Annotated in this window: 16 protein-coding genes; 8 read left to right on the top strand and 8 right to left on the bottom strand. The window is 65.8% G+C overall.

The window, feature by feature from the left end:
• Positions 1–24: 24 nt before the first annotated feature.
• On the top strand, positions 25–573 hold the full coding sequence (locus SB786_RS07700) for an FKBP-type peptidyl-prolyl cis-trans isomerase (RefSeq protein WP_410726977.1): 549 nt from the start codon (positions 25–27) through the stop codon (positions 571–573).
• Here the strand turns inward: SB786_RS07700 and SB786_RS07695 are convergent.
• Both SB786_RS07695 and mutS read right to left on the bottom strand, forming a co-directional pair.
• Entirely contained in the window at positions 553–1809 is a 1257-nt protein-coding gene (locus SB786_RS07695) for a hypothetical protein (protein ID WP_410726976.1), read from the bottom strand. The genes SB786_RS07700 and SB786_RS07695 overlap by 21 nt on opposite strands.
• Complete coding sequence (gene mutS, locus SB786_RS07690) at positions 1790–4447, bottom strand: DNA mismatch repair protein MutS (RefSeq protein WP_410726974.1); 2658 nt, start codon at positions 4445–4447, stop codon at positions 1790–1792. Before mutS ends, SB786_RS07695 begins: the two co-directional genes overlap by 20 nt.
• Positions 4448–4837: 390 nt before the next feature.
• Here mutS and SB786_RS07685 point away from each other — a divergent pair, with 390 nt between their 5' ends.
• On the top strand, positions 4838–5965 hold the full coding sequence (locus SB786_RS07685) for an ATP-binding protein (protein WP_410726973.1): 1128 nt from the start codon (positions 4838–4840) through the stop codon (positions 5963–5965).
• A gap of 146 nt (positions 5966–6111) precedes the next feature.
• A complete protein-coding gene (locus tag SB786_RS07680; RefSeq protein ID WP_410726972.1) occupies positions 6112–6513 on the top strand; it encodes a hypothetical protein in 402 nt (133 codons plus the stop codon).
• A gap of 272 nt (positions 6514–6785) precedes the next feature.
• On the opposite strand, the gene SB786_RS07675 is transcribed toward SB786_RS07680, so the two are convergent.
• Both SB786_RS07675 and SB786_RS07670 read right to left on the bottom strand, forming a co-directional pair.
• Positions 6786–8408: an NAD(P)/FAD-dependent oxidoreductase gene (locus tag SB786_RS07675; RefSeq protein WP_006760908.1), complete on the bottom strand. Its 1623-nt coding sequence runs from the start codon at positions 8406–8408 to the stop codon at positions 6786–6788.
• A gap of 310 nt (positions 8409–8718) precedes the next feature.
• Positions 8719–9522: an inositol monophosphatase family protein gene (locus SB786_RS07670; protein ID WP_006751612.1), complete on the bottom strand. Its 804-nt coding sequence runs from the start codon at positions 9520–9522 to the stop codon at positions 8719–8721.
• 278 nt (positions 9523–9800) lie between these two features.
• Here SB786_RS07670 and SB786_RS07665 point away from each other — a divergent pair, with 278 nt between their 5' ends.
• Positions 9801–10622, top strand: a complete 822-nt coding sequence (locus SB786_RS07665; RefSeq protein WP_410726971.1) for an RNA methyltransferase — start codon at positions 9801–9803, stop codon at positions 10620–10622.
• A gap of 288 nt (positions 10623–10910) precedes the next feature.
• Positions 10911–11684: a serine O-acetyltransferase gene (gene cysE / locus SB786_RS07660; RefSeq protein WP_410726970.1), complete on the top strand. Its 774-nt coding sequence runs from the start codon at positions 10911–10913 to the stop codon at positions 11682–11684.
• A gap of 57 nt (positions 11685–11741) precedes the next feature.
• On the opposite strand, the gene SB786_RS07655 is transcribed toward cysE, so the two are convergent.
• From SB786_RS07655 to SB786_RS07640, 4 genes are all read right to left on the bottom strand, one after another.
• Entirely contained in the window at positions 11742–12542 is an 801-nt protein-coding gene (locus tag SB786_RS07655) for a UDP-2,3-diacylglucosamine diphosphatase (protein WP_006751615.1), read from the bottom strand.
• A 26-nt stretch (positions 12543–12568) separates the two neighbouring features.
• The gene (locus tag SB786_RS07650; protein WP_011352518.1) at positions 12569–13060 is read right to left on the bottom strand and encodes a peptidylprolyl isomerase; all 492 of its coding nucleotides are present in this window, start codon (positions 13058–13060) and stop codon (positions 12569–12571) included.
• 88 nt (positions 13061–13148) lie between these two features.
• Positions 13149–13724 carry a peptidylprolyl isomerase gene (locus tag SB786_RS07645; RefSeq protein ID WP_006760912.1) on the bottom strand — a complete coding sequence of 192 codons (576 nt, stop codon included), beginning with the start codon at positions 13722–13724 and terminating at the stop codon, positions 13149–13151.
• Positions 13725–13763: 39 nt separating this feature from the next.
• A complete protein-coding gene (locus tag SB786_RS07640; protein ID WP_410726969.1) occupies positions 13764–14486 on the bottom strand; it encodes a tetratricopeptide repeat protein in 723 nt (240 codons plus the stop codon).
• 234 nt (positions 14487–14720) lie between these two features.
• Here SB786_RS07640 and cysS point away from each other — a divergent pair, with 234 nt between their 5' ends.
• From cysS to SB786_RS07625, 3 genes are all read left to right on the top strand, one after another.
• Positions 14721–16118 (top strand): cysteine--tRNA ligase, encoded by a 1398-nt coding sequence (cysS, locus tag SB786_RS07635; RefSeq protein ID WP_410726968.1) that lies wholly within the window; start codon positions 14721–14723, stop codon positions 16116–16118.
• Positions 16119–16161: 43 nt separating this feature from the next.
• Positions 16162–17025: a DNA-3-methyladenine glycosylase family protein gene (locus SB786_RS07630; RefSeq protein WP_410726967.1), complete on the top strand. Its 864-nt coding sequence runs from the start codon at positions 16162–16164 to the stop codon at positions 17023–17025.
• 99 nt (positions 17026–17124) lie between these two features.
• Positions 17125–18096, top strand: coding sequence for an acetyl-CoA carboxylase carboxyltransferase subunit alpha (locus tag SB786_RS07625; protein ID WP_006478433.1), 972 nt, complete (start codon positions 17125–17127; stop codon positions 18094–18096).
• Positions 18097–18113 lie beyond the last annotated feature (17 nt).

Here is an 18113-nt window from a genome sequence, read left to right as displayed (position 1 = left end):
GAGACTTGTATTTGGGAGAATTGGATGAAAATCGCAAAAAACACCGTCGTGTCTGTCACTTACAAGCTGTCGGATGCACAAGGCAATCTGATCGAGGAAAGCGACGAGCCGATGGTCTATCTGCACGGCGGCTATGATGGCACGTTCCCCAAGATCGAGGAACAGCTCGACGGCCACGAGCCCGGTTACCAGGCGCAGATTCAGCTCGAGCCGCAGGACGCGTTCGGCGACTACGATCCCGAACTCGTGAAGGTCGAGCCGCGCGATCGTTTTCCCGAGCCGCTCGAAGTGGGCATGCAGTTCGAAGGCACGCCGGAAGACGGCGACGAGGAAGTGGATTCGCTGATCTACACGGTCACCGACGTCGCCGAAGACAAGGTCGTGCTCGACGGCAACCACCCGCTCGCGGGCATGGCGCTGCGTTTTGCGCTCACGGTCAAGGACGTTCGCGAAGCGACCGAGGACGAGATCGAGCATGAGCACGCGCACGGCGCGGAAGGCCTCGAAATCGTCGACGAGGACGAAGACGAGGACGGCGACGGCGACACGCCGTCAGGGCGGACCCTGCACTGAACTGGCGGGCAGGCCGGGCGCCGGCCCTGAAGTTGGGGGCGGCGCACCCGGCGTCGTGCCGTCGCCTTGCAGCGGCGGCGCGACCGACGACGAGTCGGGCAGTGCCGGCAAGGCCGGAATTTCCGGCATCTGCGGCAGCGGGACATCGTCGCGCGGCACGGCCGGCAGTGCGGGCGGGATCGGCAGGTTCTTCGGCACGTCCTGCAGGCTGACGTTGAAGATCGTCTGTCGTGCCGGCGACACGTTCACCTTCACCCACTGATTCGCCGGATGACGCGGTCCGATCGCGACGCGCGTCACATTTCCCACCAGCACACCGTCGTCCGCATGCAGCGGGCGATCGATCAGGAAGCCGTTCGCAAGCGGCTCGCCACTCGCGTGCATCACCAGGATCGGGCCGCGGAAAGTCGCCGCCGCCTTCACCAGCGTTCGTTTCAGCTCGCGGAAGCCATCGCGGATGCGCGGCCGGTTGAAGCGCAACCACGCAAAGCGTTCGGCTCGCTCGTAGCGATCGAACTGCGGATCGCCTTCGAACATCACGACCATCGCGCGCGCTTCGCGCCGCTTCGCATATTCGGCCGCGTGGTCGATCCAGAAGCCGTTCGCGATGATGCGGTCCTCGAATTCACCGTTGCGGCCGCCGGCCGTCAGGTAATGGTTGTTCGGCGCCGGTGCGTTCAGCGCGACGTAGACGACGTCGTCATGCATCCAGCGCGCGTTTTCGCGATACGGCCGAAACCGGGCGACTTCGCTTTCGCGCGTGATCTGAAGCGCGCCGGGGTCGGGCAGCGCCGCGTCGGCGAGCAGCGTCTGCCGCAGGAAGTCCAGACGTTCGACCGGATCGTAGCCGCCGCCGGCCGCAGTGTTGCACGTCACCCAGTCGTCGTGGCCGGGAATGAACACGAGCGGCACGCGCGACGCGTCCAGGATCGCGCCGCGCTGCGTATACAGCGCGTCGCGACACGCTTCCTTCGTGCCCTTGATGTCGCCTGCATAGACGATGAAAGCCAGATTGCGCTCGCGCGCGATCGATTCGAACAGTCGCTGCGCGGCCGGTTCGTCGGCCGGCGCGGCGATCACGCCCGATACGATCGCGAACGAGTAGGGTGCGGCGACACGCTTGGGCGGCGCGGCCAGCGCGCCGGCCTGCGCCAGCATGAGCACCGCCGCGATCAGCGCGGCGGCGGCGCGGACCGACCGGCCCGACGCGACGCGTTTATGCGTGCCCGTCGGCATCGTGCGAGCGGACGAGCGTGCGCAGTTCGTACAGCAGGTCGAGCGCCTCACGCGGCTTGAGATCATCGGGATCGATGTCGCGCAGCTTTTCGAGCGCCGGATGCGGGATGGCGGATACTGCGGGCGCATCCGCGCATTCGAGTTCGTCGGCCGCGGCGGGCGGCGCGCTGAAGAGGTCGAGCTGCGGCGTGTGCTGCGTGGCCGACTGCTGTTCGAGATACGCGAGATGCTTGCGTGCGGCACGGATCACCGGCGCCGGTACGCCCGCGAGCTGCGCAACCTGCAGCCCGTAGCTCTGGTTCGCCGGACCTTCGTTGACCGCGTGCAGAAACACGATGCCGTGGCCGTGCTCGACGGCCGACAGGTGGACGTTCGCCGCTTGCGGGAATTCGGCCGGCAGTTGCGTCAGCTCGAAGTAGTGCGTCGCGAACAGCGTGTAGCAGCCGTTTTGCGCCAGCAGATGACGCGCGATGGCCCACGCAAGCGCGAGGCCGTCGAACGTCGACGTGCCGCGGCCGATTTCGTCCATCAGCACGAGGCTTTGCGGCGTCGCGTCGTTGAGGATCGCGGCGGCTTCGGTCATCTCGACCATGAAGGTCGAGCGGCCGCCGGCGAGATCGTCGGCCGCGCCGATCCGCGTGAAGATGCGGTCGATCGGGCCGAAGCAGGCCGACTTCGCGGGCACGTAGCTGCCGATATACGCCATCAGCGCGATCAATGCCGTCTGGCGCATGAACGTCGACTTACCGCCCATGTTCGGGCCCGTGATCAGCAGCAGCTTGCGCTCGACGCCGAACCGGCAGTCGTTCGCGATGAACTGCTCGACCTGCGCTTCGACGACCGGGTGGCGACCCTGTTCGATCTCGATGCCGATTTCGTCGGTGAAGGCCGGCGCGACCCAGTCGAGCGTGCGGGCACGCTCGGCGAACGCGGCGAGCACGTCGAGCTCCGCGAGCGCAGACGCGACGCGCTGGCATTCGGGAATGAACGGCAGCAGCGCCTGCAGCACGCCGTCGTACAGCGCGCGCTCGCGGGCCAGTGCGCGCTCCTGCGCGGACAACGCCTTGTCCTCGAAGGTCTTCAGTTCGGGCGTGATGTAGCGCTCGGCATTCTTCAGCGTCTGGCGCCGGCGATAATCGTCGGGCACCTTGTCGGTCTGGCCGCGCGTGACCTCGATGTAGAAGCCGTGCACCTTGTTGTATTCGACCCGCAGGTTCGCGATGCCCGTGCGGGTGCGCTCGCGCGCTTCGAGATCGATCAGGAACTGGCCGCAGTTCTCGGAGATGTCGCGCAGCTCGTCGAGCTCCGCGTCGTAGCCGCGCGCGATCACGCCGCCGTCGCGCACCATCGCGGCCGGCTCGGGGGCGATCGCGCTCGTCAGCAGGTCGAGGCATTCGGCGGGCGGTGCCAGCGCCGCGTCGACGCGCGTGAGCGCATCCGCGTTCGCGACGATCGCGCTGATGCGCTCACGCAGTGCCGGCAGCGCGGCGAACGTATCGCGCAGGCTCGACAGGTCGCGCGGCCGCGCGGACAGCAGCGCGAGACGCCCGGTGATCCGTTCGACGTCGGCGATCTGACGCAGCGCGCTGCGCAGTGCGTCGAGGCTCGCGTCCGCGGGCGCATCGAGCAGTGCGCCGATCGCTTGCTGGCGCGATTGCGCGGCGACCGACGCGCGCGGCGGATGATGCAGCCAGTGACGCAGCAGGCGGCTGCCCATCGTCGTGCAGCACGTGTCGAGCAGCGAGTACAGCGTCGGCGATTCGGTGCCGCGCAGCGTTTCGGTCAGCTCGAGGTTGCGGCGTGTCGCCGGATCGAGGCCGATGTATTCCGTTTCGTTCTCGACCTTCAGGCTGCGCACGTGACGTAGTTGCTGGCCCTGCGTGGCCGCCGCGTACAGCAGCAGCGCGCCGGCGGCGCCGCACGCGCTCGTCAGCGAATGCGCGCCGAAGCCGTCGAGGCCGGCGACGTCGAGCTGGTCGCACAGGCGCTGCGTGCCCGATGCGATGTCGAAGTGCCATGCCGGCACGCGCTTGATCGCGCCGGCGCCTGCGGGCGCCGTGTCGGTTGCGCCGTCAGCCGTCAGGATCTCGGCTGGCCGGATGCGTTCGAGCGCGGCGCCGAGCTGGTCGGGTTCGATTTCGGCGAGCCGCAGTGCGCCGCTTGCTAGGTTCAGCCACGCGAGGCCGATGTTGACCGCGACGCCACGCTTGTGGTGGCCCGTGCACATCGCAAGCAGGTAGACGTCGTTCTTGTCGGACAGCAGGGCGGCATCGGTCAGCGTGCCGGGCGTGACGACGCGCACGACCTTGCGCTCGACCGGCCCCTTCGACGTGGCCGGGTCGCCGATCTGCTCGCAGATCGCGACCGATTCGCCCATCTTCACGAGCTTCGCCAGATACTGTTCGACCGCGTGGTGCGGGACGCCGGCCATCTTGATCGGCGTGCCGGCCGATGCGCCGCGTTGCGTGAGGGTCAGGTCGAGCAGGCGGGCGGCTTTCTCCGCGTCTTCGAAGAACAATTCGTAGAAGTCGCCCATCCGGTAGAAGACGAGCGTGTCGGGGTGATCGGCCTTGATGCGCAGGTACTGCTGCATCATCGGGGTGTGGCCAGCAAAGGCCTCGGGCGACAGCGTGGTCATAGATCCGGCGTAAAGTTGTTGCTTGAGTTGCCCGAGTTTACCAGTGGCCCGGACGGGCAAGCGCGAAGTTCGCCGTTTGGCCAGTTGCGGGCATGGGCGGGAGGGAGGGCTGTTCCAGAAGTTGCTTTGATATCGGGGTTTACCAGCGAATTCGACGGGTAACCACGAAGCTCACTATGCCGTCAGTTGATGCACACTAACGGTAGCGGTTCACGCGCGCGGGCCCCGCTTCTGGCGCCATTATGTTCCGATCAAACCATCATAAGGTAGCGGCACCTGACGCGGGATTGTGCGCGGCTTTCGATGTAGTCGCCTGCGATCGATGGTATTCACGTGATATCGTTGCGCAGCACAGAAGCATCCACCGTTCATTCCGTTATGAGGGGCGATATGCGTCTAGCTGATTTTATCGTTCGGAACATGTCACCCATCTTGGTTCAGTGGGAAGCGTTTGCCGCAACGCTCCTACCGGCTGCGAAAAGCATGGATTCGCGCGGACTGCGCGACCACGCGCGTGAGATCCTGGAGGCAGTGGCCAAAGATATAGCTTCCCCGCAATCCAAGGACGAGCAACGGGAAAAATCGCTGGGGCGCGCGATCGCGCCGATGAATGCCAAGGAGACAGCCGCGCAGACGCATGCCATTCTGCGCGCCCGGGCGGGCTTCAACATCAACCAGTTGACGGCCGAGTATCGGGCTCTGCGTGCCAGCGTACTGAGCTTGTGGATCGACGAGTGTCAACCTGGCCTCCCGCATTTCGCGGACATGATTCGGTTCAATGAAGCGATAGATCAAGCGCTGGTGGAGTCGGTCGCTTTTTTTACCGAACAGCTCGAGCAGGCTCGCAATTTGTTGCTCGGTATGCTGGGGCACGACATGCGTACGCCATTGCAGACCATTCAGATAACAGCGTCCTATCTTTCGGCGCTCAATGCTGGCGAGGAAATATCGGAGGCTGCCGCCCGGCTGATCAGAAGCGGTGGCCGCATGCAGGCCCTGCTTGACGATCTCTGCGATCTCAATCGGACCCAGCTCGGGCTGGGCATCAACGTTGTTCCTCGCAACACCGATCTCGCGCATGTCGTCGCCAATGTGGTCGACGAATTGCAGGCAGCTCATCCGAATCGCGAGATCAAGATCAACGTGAACGGCAACCTGCGGGGTGAGTGGGATGATCGGCGGCTGCAGCAACTCCTGAGTAATCTGGTGGGCAACGCCGTCAAGTATGGGGCGCCCGGTACACCTGTGCGGGTGGCAGCGACGTCGGACGACACAGAGGTGCACATCGAGGTAGGAAATAGCGGGCCCGCCATCGATCGGCTCACGCTCGACCACATCTTCGATCCGCTTCGGCGTGGAGCCCACCAATCGGGAAGAGCGGATCACGATGTCGGATTGGGGCTCGGCTTATACATCGCCAAGGAAATTGCCAAGGCACATGACGGTCGTATTGACGCGCGGTCCGATCAGACAGAAACAGTATTCGTGGTGCACCTGCCACGAGGTGGTGTGAAATGAGCTTCACTGCGCCCGTGTCGAGCCGCTGAAACGCCGCGTAGCTTTCCCTTTCCTAGTGGCGGCAGGCTCGTTAAAGGGTTTGGAAACCGCTTCAACGAGACGTGTGGTGGCGTCGGCCGTGGCGACGGCATTGATGGGAATGCACCATGTCAATCGAGTGGAAGCACCGCGTCAGACTGTTTATCCAGCGTTTCTGGCAGCCGACCGGTGCATGCATGACCTGCATGCCTGGGAGCTGGGGCAATATCATGAGCGTTGCCCACTGGACTATTGCATTTCATACAGGTCTGCTTACTGGACTCCTGGCTGTACTTTTGACTTTCACGCCTGTGGCGAAACTCTACGCGCATCGATACGGCAATGCGCTGATCGTGGGCGTCCTGACAACGTTGGGCGACGCCTACTCGCACACGAGTCACTACCGTATCCCCTATGTCGAGCACATCGTGACGGGTGCAATTTCAGGTCTATTGACGCTGGCGGCCTCATATCTCTTCGAAGACCGCGCGCGACGCCTTCGGGTGGTATGGGCTCGGGTGTTCGGATAGCTATCCGCCGACTTTCTGAACCGACCGGGCCAAACGGAAAGAGGCTCCCCGGTGTGGCTACGCTTCATGATCGGGAGGCTGCGCATGGACAACGGGAACTCGCGACCGTTACATGCCCTAGCGTCAGGGCGCGGTCAAAAGGCCAATTGCCGAAGATCGCGATCGATGGCCGTCGGCCCGATCCGGCGATTCGATCTGCTTCCCGATCAAGGATTGAAAAAGCCGGCTTCACCCGGCGCACCGACCTGCGTGCGCCGAGTCTCGCCAACCGATCAGGACGCGTGCGCCGACACCAGATCGAGCGCCACCGCCTGCGCGACTTCGATCCCGTCGATCGCCGCCGAGTAGATGCCGCCCGCATATCCGGCGCCTTCGCCGGCCGGATACAGCCCTTCGACGTTCACACTCTGGTAATCGTCCTTGCGACGGATCCGGATCGGTGACGACGTGCGCGTCTCCACGCCGGTGAGCACCGCATCGTGCATCGCGAAGCCGGCGATCTTCTTGTCGATCTGCGGCAGCGCTTCACGAATGGCTTCGATCACGTAGTCGGGCAGCGCGGTGCTGAGATCGGTCGGGCGCACGCCAGGTTTGTACGACGGCACCACGGAGCCCAGCGACGTCGACGGCCGGCCGGCGATGAAGTCGCCGACCAGCTGGCCCGGCGCGCTGTAATCGCCGCCGCCGAGTTCGAACGCGCGCTCTTCCCACTTGCGCTGGAACGCGATGCCCGCGAGCGGGCCGCCCGGATAGTCTTCCGGCGTGATGCCGACGACAATGCCCGCGTTCGCGTTGCGCTCGGCGCGCGAATACTGGCTCATGCCGTTGGTGACCACGCGGCCCGGCTCGGAAGTCGCCGCGACCACCGTGCCGCCCGGGCACATGCAGAAGCTGTAGACCGCGCGTCCGTTGCTGCAGTGGTGGACCACCTTGTAGTCGGCCGCGCCGAGTTGCTTGTGGCCCGCGAACTTGCCGAAGCGGCTGCGATCGATCAGCCCCTGCGGATGTTCGATCCGGAAGCCCAGCGAGAACGGCTTCGCTTCGACGTAGACGCCGCGATCGTGCAGCATCTGGAACGTGTCGCGCGCGCTGTGGCCGACGGCCAGCACGACGTGGTCGCAGCGCAGCGTTTCGCCGTTCGACAGCGTCAGCGAGCGCACCTTGCCCTGATCGATCTCGATGTCCTCGACCCGGCTCTCGAAGCGCACTTCGCCGCCCAGTTCGTGGATGGTCGCGCGCATCTTTTCAACCATGCTGACGAGGCGGAACGTGCCGATGTGCGGCCGGCTCAGATAGAGGATGTCCTCCGGTGCGCCGGCCTTGACGAATTCGTCGAGCACCTTGCGGCCGTAGTGGTGCGGATCCTTGATCTGGCTGTACAGCTTGCCGTCGGAAAACGTCCCGGCCCCGCCTTCGCCGAACTGCACGTTGGACTCGGGATTGAGCACGCTCTTGCGCCACAGGCCGAAGGTGTCCTTGGTGCGCTCGCGTACGGCCTTGCCGCGTTCGAGGATGATCGGACGGAACCCCATCTGCGCGAGGATCAGGCCGGCAAACAGGCCGCACGGCCCCATACCGATGACGACAGGCCGTAGGAAGTTGCCGTGCTCGGGCGCCTTCGCGACGAAGTGGTACGCCATGTCGGGCGTCACGCCGCAATGCGGCGTGGCGGCGAGTCGAGGAAGCACGGACGCTTCGTCCTTGACCTCGACATCGACGATATACGTGAGCTTGATGTCGGAGCGCTTGCGCGCATCGTGCGCACGGCGGAACACCGTGTAACGGAGGAGCCCGTCAGCCGCCACGCCGAGTTCCTCGAGGCGCGCGCGAATCGCGGCTTCGAGGGCGCTCTCGGGGTGGTCGAGCGGGAGTTTCAGTTCGCTTAGCCGTAACATGAGTACTCGGATACGGTCGCCACGCAGTCGTGGCGGAGTTGAGACAGGCGGGGGCCGGCGTGCCGGCGGCGGCGTGCGCTGCCTGCGCATCCGCGAAGCCGATCCTCCGGCATCGGAAAGCGCGCCACGCGCGGCGGTACACCGCTCAGGCCGGCCCACGCGGGCAATGTCGGGACGGGCGCCCGAAGCGACCGCTCCGTGGAGAAGATTACTTCGCTCCCCGGATAACGGAAAGGCAACGAGCGCGCCGTCATGACGGTGCCAGCGCGTGGTTGATGCGCAAGCCGTGCCGCGCGGGCGCGGCCCGGGCTTACTCCGCTGCCGGATGCACGCGGCTGTAGCGGTTCAGGATCGGGATCATCTGCGCATAGATCTTCGGGTTCGCCGCGACGATCTCATGGCGATGCAGGAAGTCGGCGTCGCCCGTGTAGTTGCCGACGAGGCCGCCGGCTTCGGTGATCAGCAGGCTGCCTGCCGCCATGTCCCACACGTTGATGCCTTGCTCGAAGAATGCGTCGAGACGGCCGGCCGCGACGTTCGCGAGGTCGAGCGCGGCCGCGCCCGGACGACGCAGGCCCGTGCAGGCCTGGGTCATTTCGGTGAACAGGCGCGCGTAGGCGTCGAGGCCGTCCTTCTCGCGGAACGGGAAGCCGGTGCCGACCAGCGCGTCTGCCAGGCGGTCGCGACGGCCGACGCGGATGCGGCGGTCGTTCAGGTACGCGCCACGGCCGCGAGTCGCCGTGAACAGGTCGTTCTTGTTGGGATCGTAGACGACGGCCTGCGTGACGACGCCCTTGTGCTCGAGCGCGATCGACACGCAGTAGTACGGGAAGCCGTGGATGAAGTTGGTCGTGCCGTCGAGCGGATCGATGATCCACTTGAATTCGGATTCGTTCTCCGATTCGCCCGATTCTTCCGCGAGGATCGCGTGGTCGGGGTAGGCGGTCTTCAGCGTCTCGATGATCGCCTCTTCGGCGGCCTTGTCCACTTCGGTGACGAAGTCGTTCTGCTGCTTCTTGCGGATCTCGATCAGGTCGAGGTCGAGCGAGGCGCGGTTGATGATCTGTCCGGCGCGGCGCGCAGCCTTGACAGCAATGTTGAGCATGGGATGCATGAGCCTGGATCCTGTAGCCGGCGGCACGGGCCGCCACGAAGTGGAACACACCGCCTGGAACGGCGCAAACGTGCCGGGCGAGATGAGACGCGAATTGACAAAGAGCGGGTACGACCCGCGCCGCACGGGATGCGACGCGTAAACGCATGATTTTACCCGATTTTCGAGCGTTTCAGGTAACGGGGATGCGGGGAAACCCCACTGGCCATCCGGACGAGTGGGTTTGCCGGGGCGATGGCGCTACCATACGGCCATTCTGATGAACCGAGTCGTATGTAGTGGAAACTCCGCTGAACCCCGCCGCGCCGTCCGAATCCGGCGCGGCCTTGTCCCCGCCGCCGTCCGGCGGCTTCACGTCCACCCGTTTCGTGCTCGTCGAGCCGAGCCATCCCGGCAATGTCGGGGCGGCCGCCCGCGCGCTGAAGACGATGGGTTTCTCCAGGCTCGTGCTGGTCGCGCCGCGCGTGCCGCACGTGCAGGACGACCCCGAGGCGATCGCGATGGCGAGCGGCGCCGACGACGTCCTGGCGTCCGCGCTTGTCGTGCCTACGCTCGGCGACGCGCTGTCCGGCGTCCACTGGTCGATCGCGCTGACCGCCCGCACGCGCGAATACGGGCCGCCGCGGCTGGCGCCGCGCGCGGCCGCCGAGCAGGCGTGCATGCAGGTCGGCACCGGCGACATCGCGCTCGTGTTCGGCAACGAGCGCACGGGCCTCGCGAACGAGCACGTCGAGCAATGCAGCGCGCTCGCGCACATTCCGGCGAATCCGGCCTACAGCTCGCTGAACCTCGCGCAGGCCATACAGGTGCTGGCATACGAGCTGCGCGTCGCGTTCCTGGAGCAAGGCAGCGGGCTGCACCAGGCGCAAGCCGAGGTCGGCACGCTCGCGCAGAGCGACGAGATCGAGCGGATGTACGCGCACCTCGAGAACGCGCTGGTCGCACTCGATTTCCTCGACCCGCGCAACCCGAAGAAGCTGATGCCGCGGCTGCGGCGCCTGTTCGCGCGTACGGGCCTCGAGCGCGAGGAAGTCAACATCCTGCGCGGCATCGCGAAGCACATCCTGCTGAAGGCCGGCACGCCTGCCGGCGACGCGTAAGCGGCCGGTAGGCTGGCTGCCGGGCGCTCAGGCGTTCGGCGGCTGCGTTTCGCCTGCCTCGGCCGCCCTGCGTCGGCCGGCCGATGCTTGCGTCCCGGCCCGCGCGGATTCACCGGCGGGGCGCGTCGCTCGGCGACACTAGGTGCCCCGCTTGAATACCCGTGCCGCCGGCGGGGTGAACGCGCGACGTGGTGCGGTCTCGCCCGAGTGGCCCTACAATCGCCGGACATCATAAGTAAATTACCCGGCGCGATAACGCCCGGCCTTTTCCCCAGCCCAGACCCGACCATGTTCACTAGACTGCGCGAAGACGTTGCGACGATTCGCGAGCGGGATCCCGCCGCTCGCAGTGCCTGGGAAGTGTTGACCTGTTATCCGGGGCTGCACGCGCTCGTACTGCATCGTTTCGCCCATGCGTGCTGGCGCGCGAAGCGCTACTGGCTCGCACGCTTCGCGTCGCAGGCCGGGCGCTTCCTGACGGGGATCGAGATTCACCCGGGCGCGACGATCGGCCGGCGCGTATTCATCGATCATGGGATGGGTGTCGTGATCGGTGAAACCGCGATCATCGGCGACGACTGCACGATCTATCAGGGCGTGACGCTCGGCGGCACGTCGCTCACGCGCGGCGCGAAGCGCCATCCGACGCTCGAGGCCGGCGTGATCGTCGGCGCGGGGGCGAAGGTGCTCGGCGGTTTCACGGTCGGCGCGGGCGCGAAGATCGGTTCGAACGCGGTCGTCGTGAAGCCGGTGCCGGCAGGCGGTACCGCGGTCGGCAATCCGGCGCGCATCGTGATGCCGGCGCAACCGAAGCCGCAGTCCGAGCGCGCCGCGTTCTGCGCATACGGGATCACGCCGAACGCGGACGACCCGATGTCGCTCGCGATTCACGGGCTGATCGATCACGCGGCGAAGGAAAGCCGGCGCGTCGACGAGATCGTCGCGGCGCTCGAGCAACTCGGCACGCATCTGGAAACGCTGCAGGGCGCGGACGCGGCGCGTCTCGATTTGCGCAGGCTGTCGGCGGTGCTGGAAGGCAAGGCGGTCGAGCGCCAATCGTAACGCGGCGTCTGCCGGCGGCCGTCGGCAGCGACAGTGGCGCCGATCGTGCCGATCGCGTCAGTCGAGCGGCATCGCGTGGATGCCCTCGGCGTCGACGCGCAGATAGCCGCCGCGCCGCGTGCCGTGGTCGAGATCCCAGTCGGGCAGTACCCAGCGAATCCCGCCCGGTTCGAGATGGCGCGCGGGGCGATGCGTATGGCCGTGAATGATCACGCTCGCGCGACTCTTCTTGAACAGCGCCGCCACGCCTTCACGCGTGACATCGTAGATCGCCGAAACGGGGCGCATCCGGCCCGCTTCGCTGTTCGAGCGCATCCGTTGCGCAAGCGCGCGGCGCCAGCGGAACGGCCATACGAGAAACAGCGCCTGCGCGACGCGATTGCGCGCGAACCGCCGGAACACCTGATAGCCGCGATCGGCCGTGCATTGCGCGTCGCCGTGCGCAAGCACGATGCGCTGGCCAAACGCCATGATCAGCGCCGGGTCCGGCAGCAGCATCGCGCCGGCCGCCTTCATGAAGCGCCGGCCGAGCAGGAAATCGCGATTGCCGTGCATCACGTAGAGCGCGATGCCGCGCTCCGAGAACGTATGCATCAGCGCGGCCATGCGTGCGGCGAACGGATCGTCGTCGAGCACGTCGTCGCCGATCCAGTATTCGAACAGGTCGCCGAGGATGAACACGGAGTCGGCGCTGTCGGCTGTGTATTTCACGAAATGCTCGAACGCGGCGACCGTCTTCGGAATCGCCTCGCTCAGGTGCAGATCGGACAGAAACAGGAACGGGCGTGCGGCTTGCGCGTATTCGCGCTCGCCCGGCACGCCCGCGGAGACGCTTCGCGGCGGACTCTCCTGCAACATCGAAGTGCCTCCGTAACAACCGTGCGTCAGACCACCACGGCCTTTTCGATCACGACGTCATCGGCCGGCACGTCCTGGTGGAAGCCCGCGTTGCCCGTCTTGACACCCTTGATCTTGTCGACCACGTCCTGGCCTTCGACGACCTTGCCGAACACCGCGTAGCCCCAGCCCTGCGGCGTCGGCGACGAGTGGTTCAGGAAGTCGTTGTCGTTCACGTTGATGAAGAATTGTGCGGTGGCCGAGTGCGGATCGTTCGTGCGCGCCATCGCGACCGTGTAGTTGTCGTTCTTCAGACCGTTGTTCGCTTCGTTGTCGATCGGCGCGTCGGTCGGCTTCTGCTTCAGGCCCGGCTCGAAGCCGCCGCCTTGAATCATGAAGCCGTTGATCACGCGGTGGAACACCGTACCGTCATAATGGCCCTTCTTCACGTAGTTGAGGAAGTTCTCGACCGTCTTCGGTGCCTTCGCGGCGTCCAGCTCGAGCTTGATCACGCCGTGGTTCGTGTGCAGTTCAACCATGATGAATTCCTTCGGTAAGGCAGTTTAAATGGCACGCGGCCGGTCGTGCGACGCGGCCGCGTGTGGCGCCGGACGTGCCGGCAGGTGCTTATTTCGAGACGATGCTGGCCGATTCGATCAGGACCGGCTGGGCCGGCACGTCCTGCATCGGGCCGCGCGAGGTCGTCGCCACGCCTTCGATCTTCTTCACGACGTCGAGGCCCGACACGACCTTGCCGAACACCGCATAGCCGTTGCCGTCCGGGTTCGGGTAGTCGAGGCCGCCGTTGTCGACCGTGTTGATGAAGAACTGCGCGGTGGCCGAGTTCGGATCGCTGGTACGCGCCATCGCGATCGTGCCCGTCAGGTTCTTCAGACCATTGCGGCTTTCCAGCGGGATCGGCGCGCGGGTCGGCTTCTCCTCGAAGTTGGTCTTGTAGCCGCCGCCCTGGATCATGAAGCCCTTGATCACGCGATGGAAGATCGTGCCGTTGTACTGGCCGGCCTTCACGTAATCGAGGAAGTTGGCGACCGTCTTCGGCGCCTTTTCCGGGTAGAGCTCGACGCGGATGTCGCCCTGCGAGGTCTTCAGCTGCACGACGGGGTGCGCGGTAGCCGATTGCGCGAAAGCAGGCGCGGTCGCGAGAAGGGCGGCGCCGCCAAGCGCCAGCAACAGACGTTTCATTGCGATCCTCAGGTTGGGAGGGAAAGAAGGCCGCGCCGCTTATTGCGACGGCGCGACGTACGGCGCCGCCAGTGCGCCGGACGGACCGCTGAACTGGAACGTCGGCGACATCGGCAGCGTGGTGGTGCTCACGTTCGCGGCGGCGCGATCGGTGTACTCGCGCGTGGCCGGCTTCACCGCGCGGGCGTTCGGCGCGGCCTTCGGCGGTGACACGATCTTCTGCAGATCGGCGAGGCGCTGCGCCGTCGCGCCGCTCGTGCGGCCGAGCGATTGCGCACGCTTGTACGATTCGGCCGCGAGGCGCAGGTAGAGATCGCCGAGGTTCTCGTACGCGAGCGAGTAGCTCGGGTTCGATTGCGTCGCGGTGACGAGCGCGCTGCGCGCTTCGTCGTAGCGGCCGTGCTTCGCGTAGAGCGCCGCGAGGTTGTTGTACGGTTCGGGCAGTTCGGGGTAGGCCTGCGTGATCGCGACGAACTGCTGGATCGCGTCGTCGTCGCGGTTCAGGCGGGCGAGCACGGTGCCGCGCTTGAACTGCGCCTGCACGTCGTGCGGATTCGCCGCGATGCGCGCGTCGAGTTGCGCGAGCGCCTGCTGCCACTGCTTGCCGGTGATCGACGCATCGATTTCGGGTGTGCCGTCGGCGGTGGCCGGGGCCTTTTGCGCATGTGCCGCGGAGGCCGCGAAAAGCGTCAGTGCGACGCCCATGACGGCGGTCGCAACGAGGGTCGCAGCGCTCGGCGCGCGGCCGCGATGAGGTTTCATAGGCGTAAATCGGAATGTTATACTCCGAGCCATTCTAACAAAACGTCTGCGCGTTCCGGCGAGCCGTAGACAGTCTTTCTTTGCCTCTCGTGGCCGTCACCGCTGTGCTTGCAGCCTGACCGCCCCATGTGATACCGAGGACGCCCGGCGTCGTGCCGCAGCAGGTGGTCCTTCCGTTTCGCATGCTGGGCGAGCTTCGCCAGGGCGGTTTCCTACGGCTCACGGTTCATCTCTATGGAATCACTGCGCATCTACAACACGCTCGCGCGTGACAAGCAAGTCTTCGTGCCACGCCAGTCCGGTGAAGTGCGGATGTACGTATGCGGGATCACCGTCTACGACTATTGTCACGTGGGCCACGCGCGCATGCTGGTCGTGTTCGACCTCGTCCAGCGCTGGCTGCGTGCGATCGGCTATCGGGTCACGTACGTGCGCAACATCACCGACATCGACGACAAGATCATCCGCCGCGCGCTCGAGAACGGCGAGACGATCAAGTCGCTGACCGACCGGTTCATCGGCGCGATGCACGAGGATGAAGCCGCGCTCGGCATCCAGCGGCCCGACATCGAGCCGCGCGCGACGCAGTTCATTCCGCAGATGCTCGGGATGATCGAGACGCTCGAGACGAACGGCTACGCGTACCAGGCGGGCGACGGCGACGTCAATTATTCGGTGCGCAAGTTCGCGAACTACGGGAAGCTCTCGGGCAAGTCGCTCGACGACCTGCGCGCGGGCGAGCGCGTCGCCGCGAACGACGCAAAGGAAGATCCGCTCGATTTCGTGTTGTGGAAGCGCGCGAAGGCGGACGACCCGCAAGGCGCGTCATGGGCATCGAAGTACGGGATGGGCCGGCCGGGCTGGCACATCGAGTGCTCCGCGATGGGCTGCACGCTGCTCGGCGAGCATTTCGACATCCACGGCGGCGGGCAGGATCTGCAATTCCCGCACCACGAGAACGAAATCGCGCAGAGCGAAGGCGCGACCGGCCAGACGTTCGTCAATTACTGGATGCACAACGGCTTCGTGCAGGTCGACAACGAGAAGATGTCGAAATCGCTCGGCAACTTCTTCACGATCCGCGAAGTGCTCGAGCGGTACGACGCCGAGGTCATGCGCTTCTTCATCGTGCGCACGCACTACCGGTCGCCGCTCAATTACAGCGACGTGCATCTCGACGATGCGCGCGCGTCGCTCACGCGCCTGTACACGGCGCTGAAGGATGTCGAGCCCGACGCGCTCGCGCTCGACTGGAACGAGCCGCACGCGCAGCGATTCGCGGCCGCGATGAACGACGACATCAACACGCCGGTCGCGGTGGCGACGCTGTTCGAGCTGGCGGGCGAGGTCAACCGCACGCGCGATGCGTCGCTCGCGCGGCAGCTGAAACAACTGGCGGGCCTGCTGGGCCTGCTCGGCCGCGAACCGCGCGTGTTCCTGCAGCAGGGCACCGGTGCCGCGCAGGCCGGCGGGCTCGCAGCCGACGAGATCGAAGCGAAGATCGCCGCGCGTGGCGCGGCGAAGCAAGCGAAGGACTATGCCGAAGCGGACCGGATTCGAGCGGAACTGCTCGACGCCGGCATCGCTCTTGAAGACAAACCGGGCGGATCGACCGAATGGCGTCGCGTATGAGCGCGGCGTGTTCCACTGACCGATCCGTCAGGTAGGAGGCAAGATGGCAACGGCAAGAAAAGCGCCGGTCAGGCGCGCGACCCCGGTCGCCGCGCGTCCGGCAGCCAGGCGCGCGCCTGCGGCGAAGACGGACGCGACGCGCGCCGTGCCGAACGGCGCGCTCAACGGTCATGCGAGGCCCGCGCGCGCGAAGAGTGCGGACGCGGCGCAGCCGGAGGCCGCGATGGCGGCCGCCGACGCGGTGCGCAAGGTGCGTGCATCCGAGGCGGCAGCCGACGGCGCCGATGGCGTCGTGCGTCCTGCTTACTGGGACAAGGCGTGCGCCGATCTCGTCAAGCGCGACCGCATCCTGAAGAAACTGATCCCGAAGTTCGGTCCCGCGCATCTCGTGAAGCGCGGCGACCCGTTCGTCACGCTCGCGCGTTCGGTCGTCGGCCAGCAGATCTCAGTGCCGTCCGCGCAGGCGCAATGGGCGCGAATCGAGGATGCGTGTCCGAAACTCGCACCGCAGCCGGTCATCCGGCTCGGCGCGGACAAGCTGATCGCATGCGGGCTGTCGAAGCGCAAGACGGAATACATTCTGGATCTCGCGCAACACTTCGTGTCCGGCGCGCTGCACGTCGACAAATGGACGTCGATGGACGACGAGGACGTGATCGCGGAACTCACGCAGATCCGCGGCATCAGTCGCTGGACAGCCGAAATGTTCCTGATCTTCAACCTGTCGCGGCCGGACGTGCTGCCGCTCGACGATCCGGGGCTGATCCGCGCGATCAGCGTCAATTACTTCAGCGGGGAGCCCGTCACGCGCAGCGAGGCGCGCGAGGTGGCCGCCAACTGGGAGCCGTGGCGCACCGTCGCGACCTGGTACATGTGGCGCAGCCTCGACGCGCCCGACGCCGATTGATGGCTATCGGGTTTTAAACATCAATAGTTGAGAGCCGGTTTTGCATACCGCCCGCGCGGGTAGAATACGCGCTGCCGCAAGACCCAAGGATTCGCACACATGAAGACCACGTTTCTGGATTTCGAACAGCCGATCGCCGAACTCGAGGCCAAGATCGAAGAGTTGCGATTCGTGCAGGACGACTCGGCTGTCGATATTTCGGAAGAAATCGAGCGGCTGTCGAAGAAGAGCCAGCAACTGACGAAGGACCTCTACGCGAACCTGTCGCCGTGGCAGGTCTCGCAGATCGCGCGTCATCCGCAGCGTCCGTACACGCTCGATTACGTTGCGGAACTGTTTACCGATTTTCATGAACTGCATGGCGACCGCGCATTCGCGGACGACCTGTCGATCGTCGGCGGTCTCGCGCGCTTCGGCGGCCATCCGTGCATGGTGATCGGCCATCAGAAGGGCCGCGACACGAAGGAACGCGCGGCGCGCAACTTCGGGATGCCGCGTCCGGAAGGCTATCGCAAGGCCGAGCGCCTGATGCGTCTCGCCGAGAAGTTCGGGCTGCCGATCTTCACGTTCGTCGATACGCCGGGCGCCTATCCGGGCATCGGCGCGGAAGAGCGCGGCCAGTCGGAAGCGATCGGCCGCAATCTGTATGTGATGGCCGAACTGAAGACGCCGATCATCACGACCGTGATTGGCGAGGGCGGTTCGGGCGGTGCGCTCGCGATCGCCGTGGCCGACACCGTGATGATGCTGCAGTTCTCGACCTACTCGGTGATCTCGCCGGAAGGCTGCGCGTCGATCCTGTGGAAGAGTGCCGCGAAGGCGCCCGAAGCCGCGGAAGCACTGGGCCTCACCGCCCATCGCCTGAAGGCGCTCGGCCTGATCGACAAGATCATCAACGAGCCGCTCGGCGGCGCGCACCGAGATCCGAAGGGCATGGCCGCGCTGCTGCGCCGCGCGCTTGCCGATTCGCTGCGCCAGTTCCAGGGCATGAGCATCGATGCGCTGCGCGAGCGCCGCTTCGAGCGCCTGATGGCCTACGGCAAGTTCAAGGAAACCACGCCCGGCGCATGACCGGCGTGTTCATATCG

This window comes from Burkholderia sp. SIMBA_062, from assembly GCF_046534765.1.
Classification (GTDB): domain Bacteria; phylum Pseudomonadota; class Gammaproteobacteria; order Burkholderiales; family Burkholderiaceae; genus Burkholderia; species Burkholderia ambifaria.
Note: the sequence above shows the minus strand (reverse complement) of the source record. Positions and strands in the feature narration are given on the sequence as shown.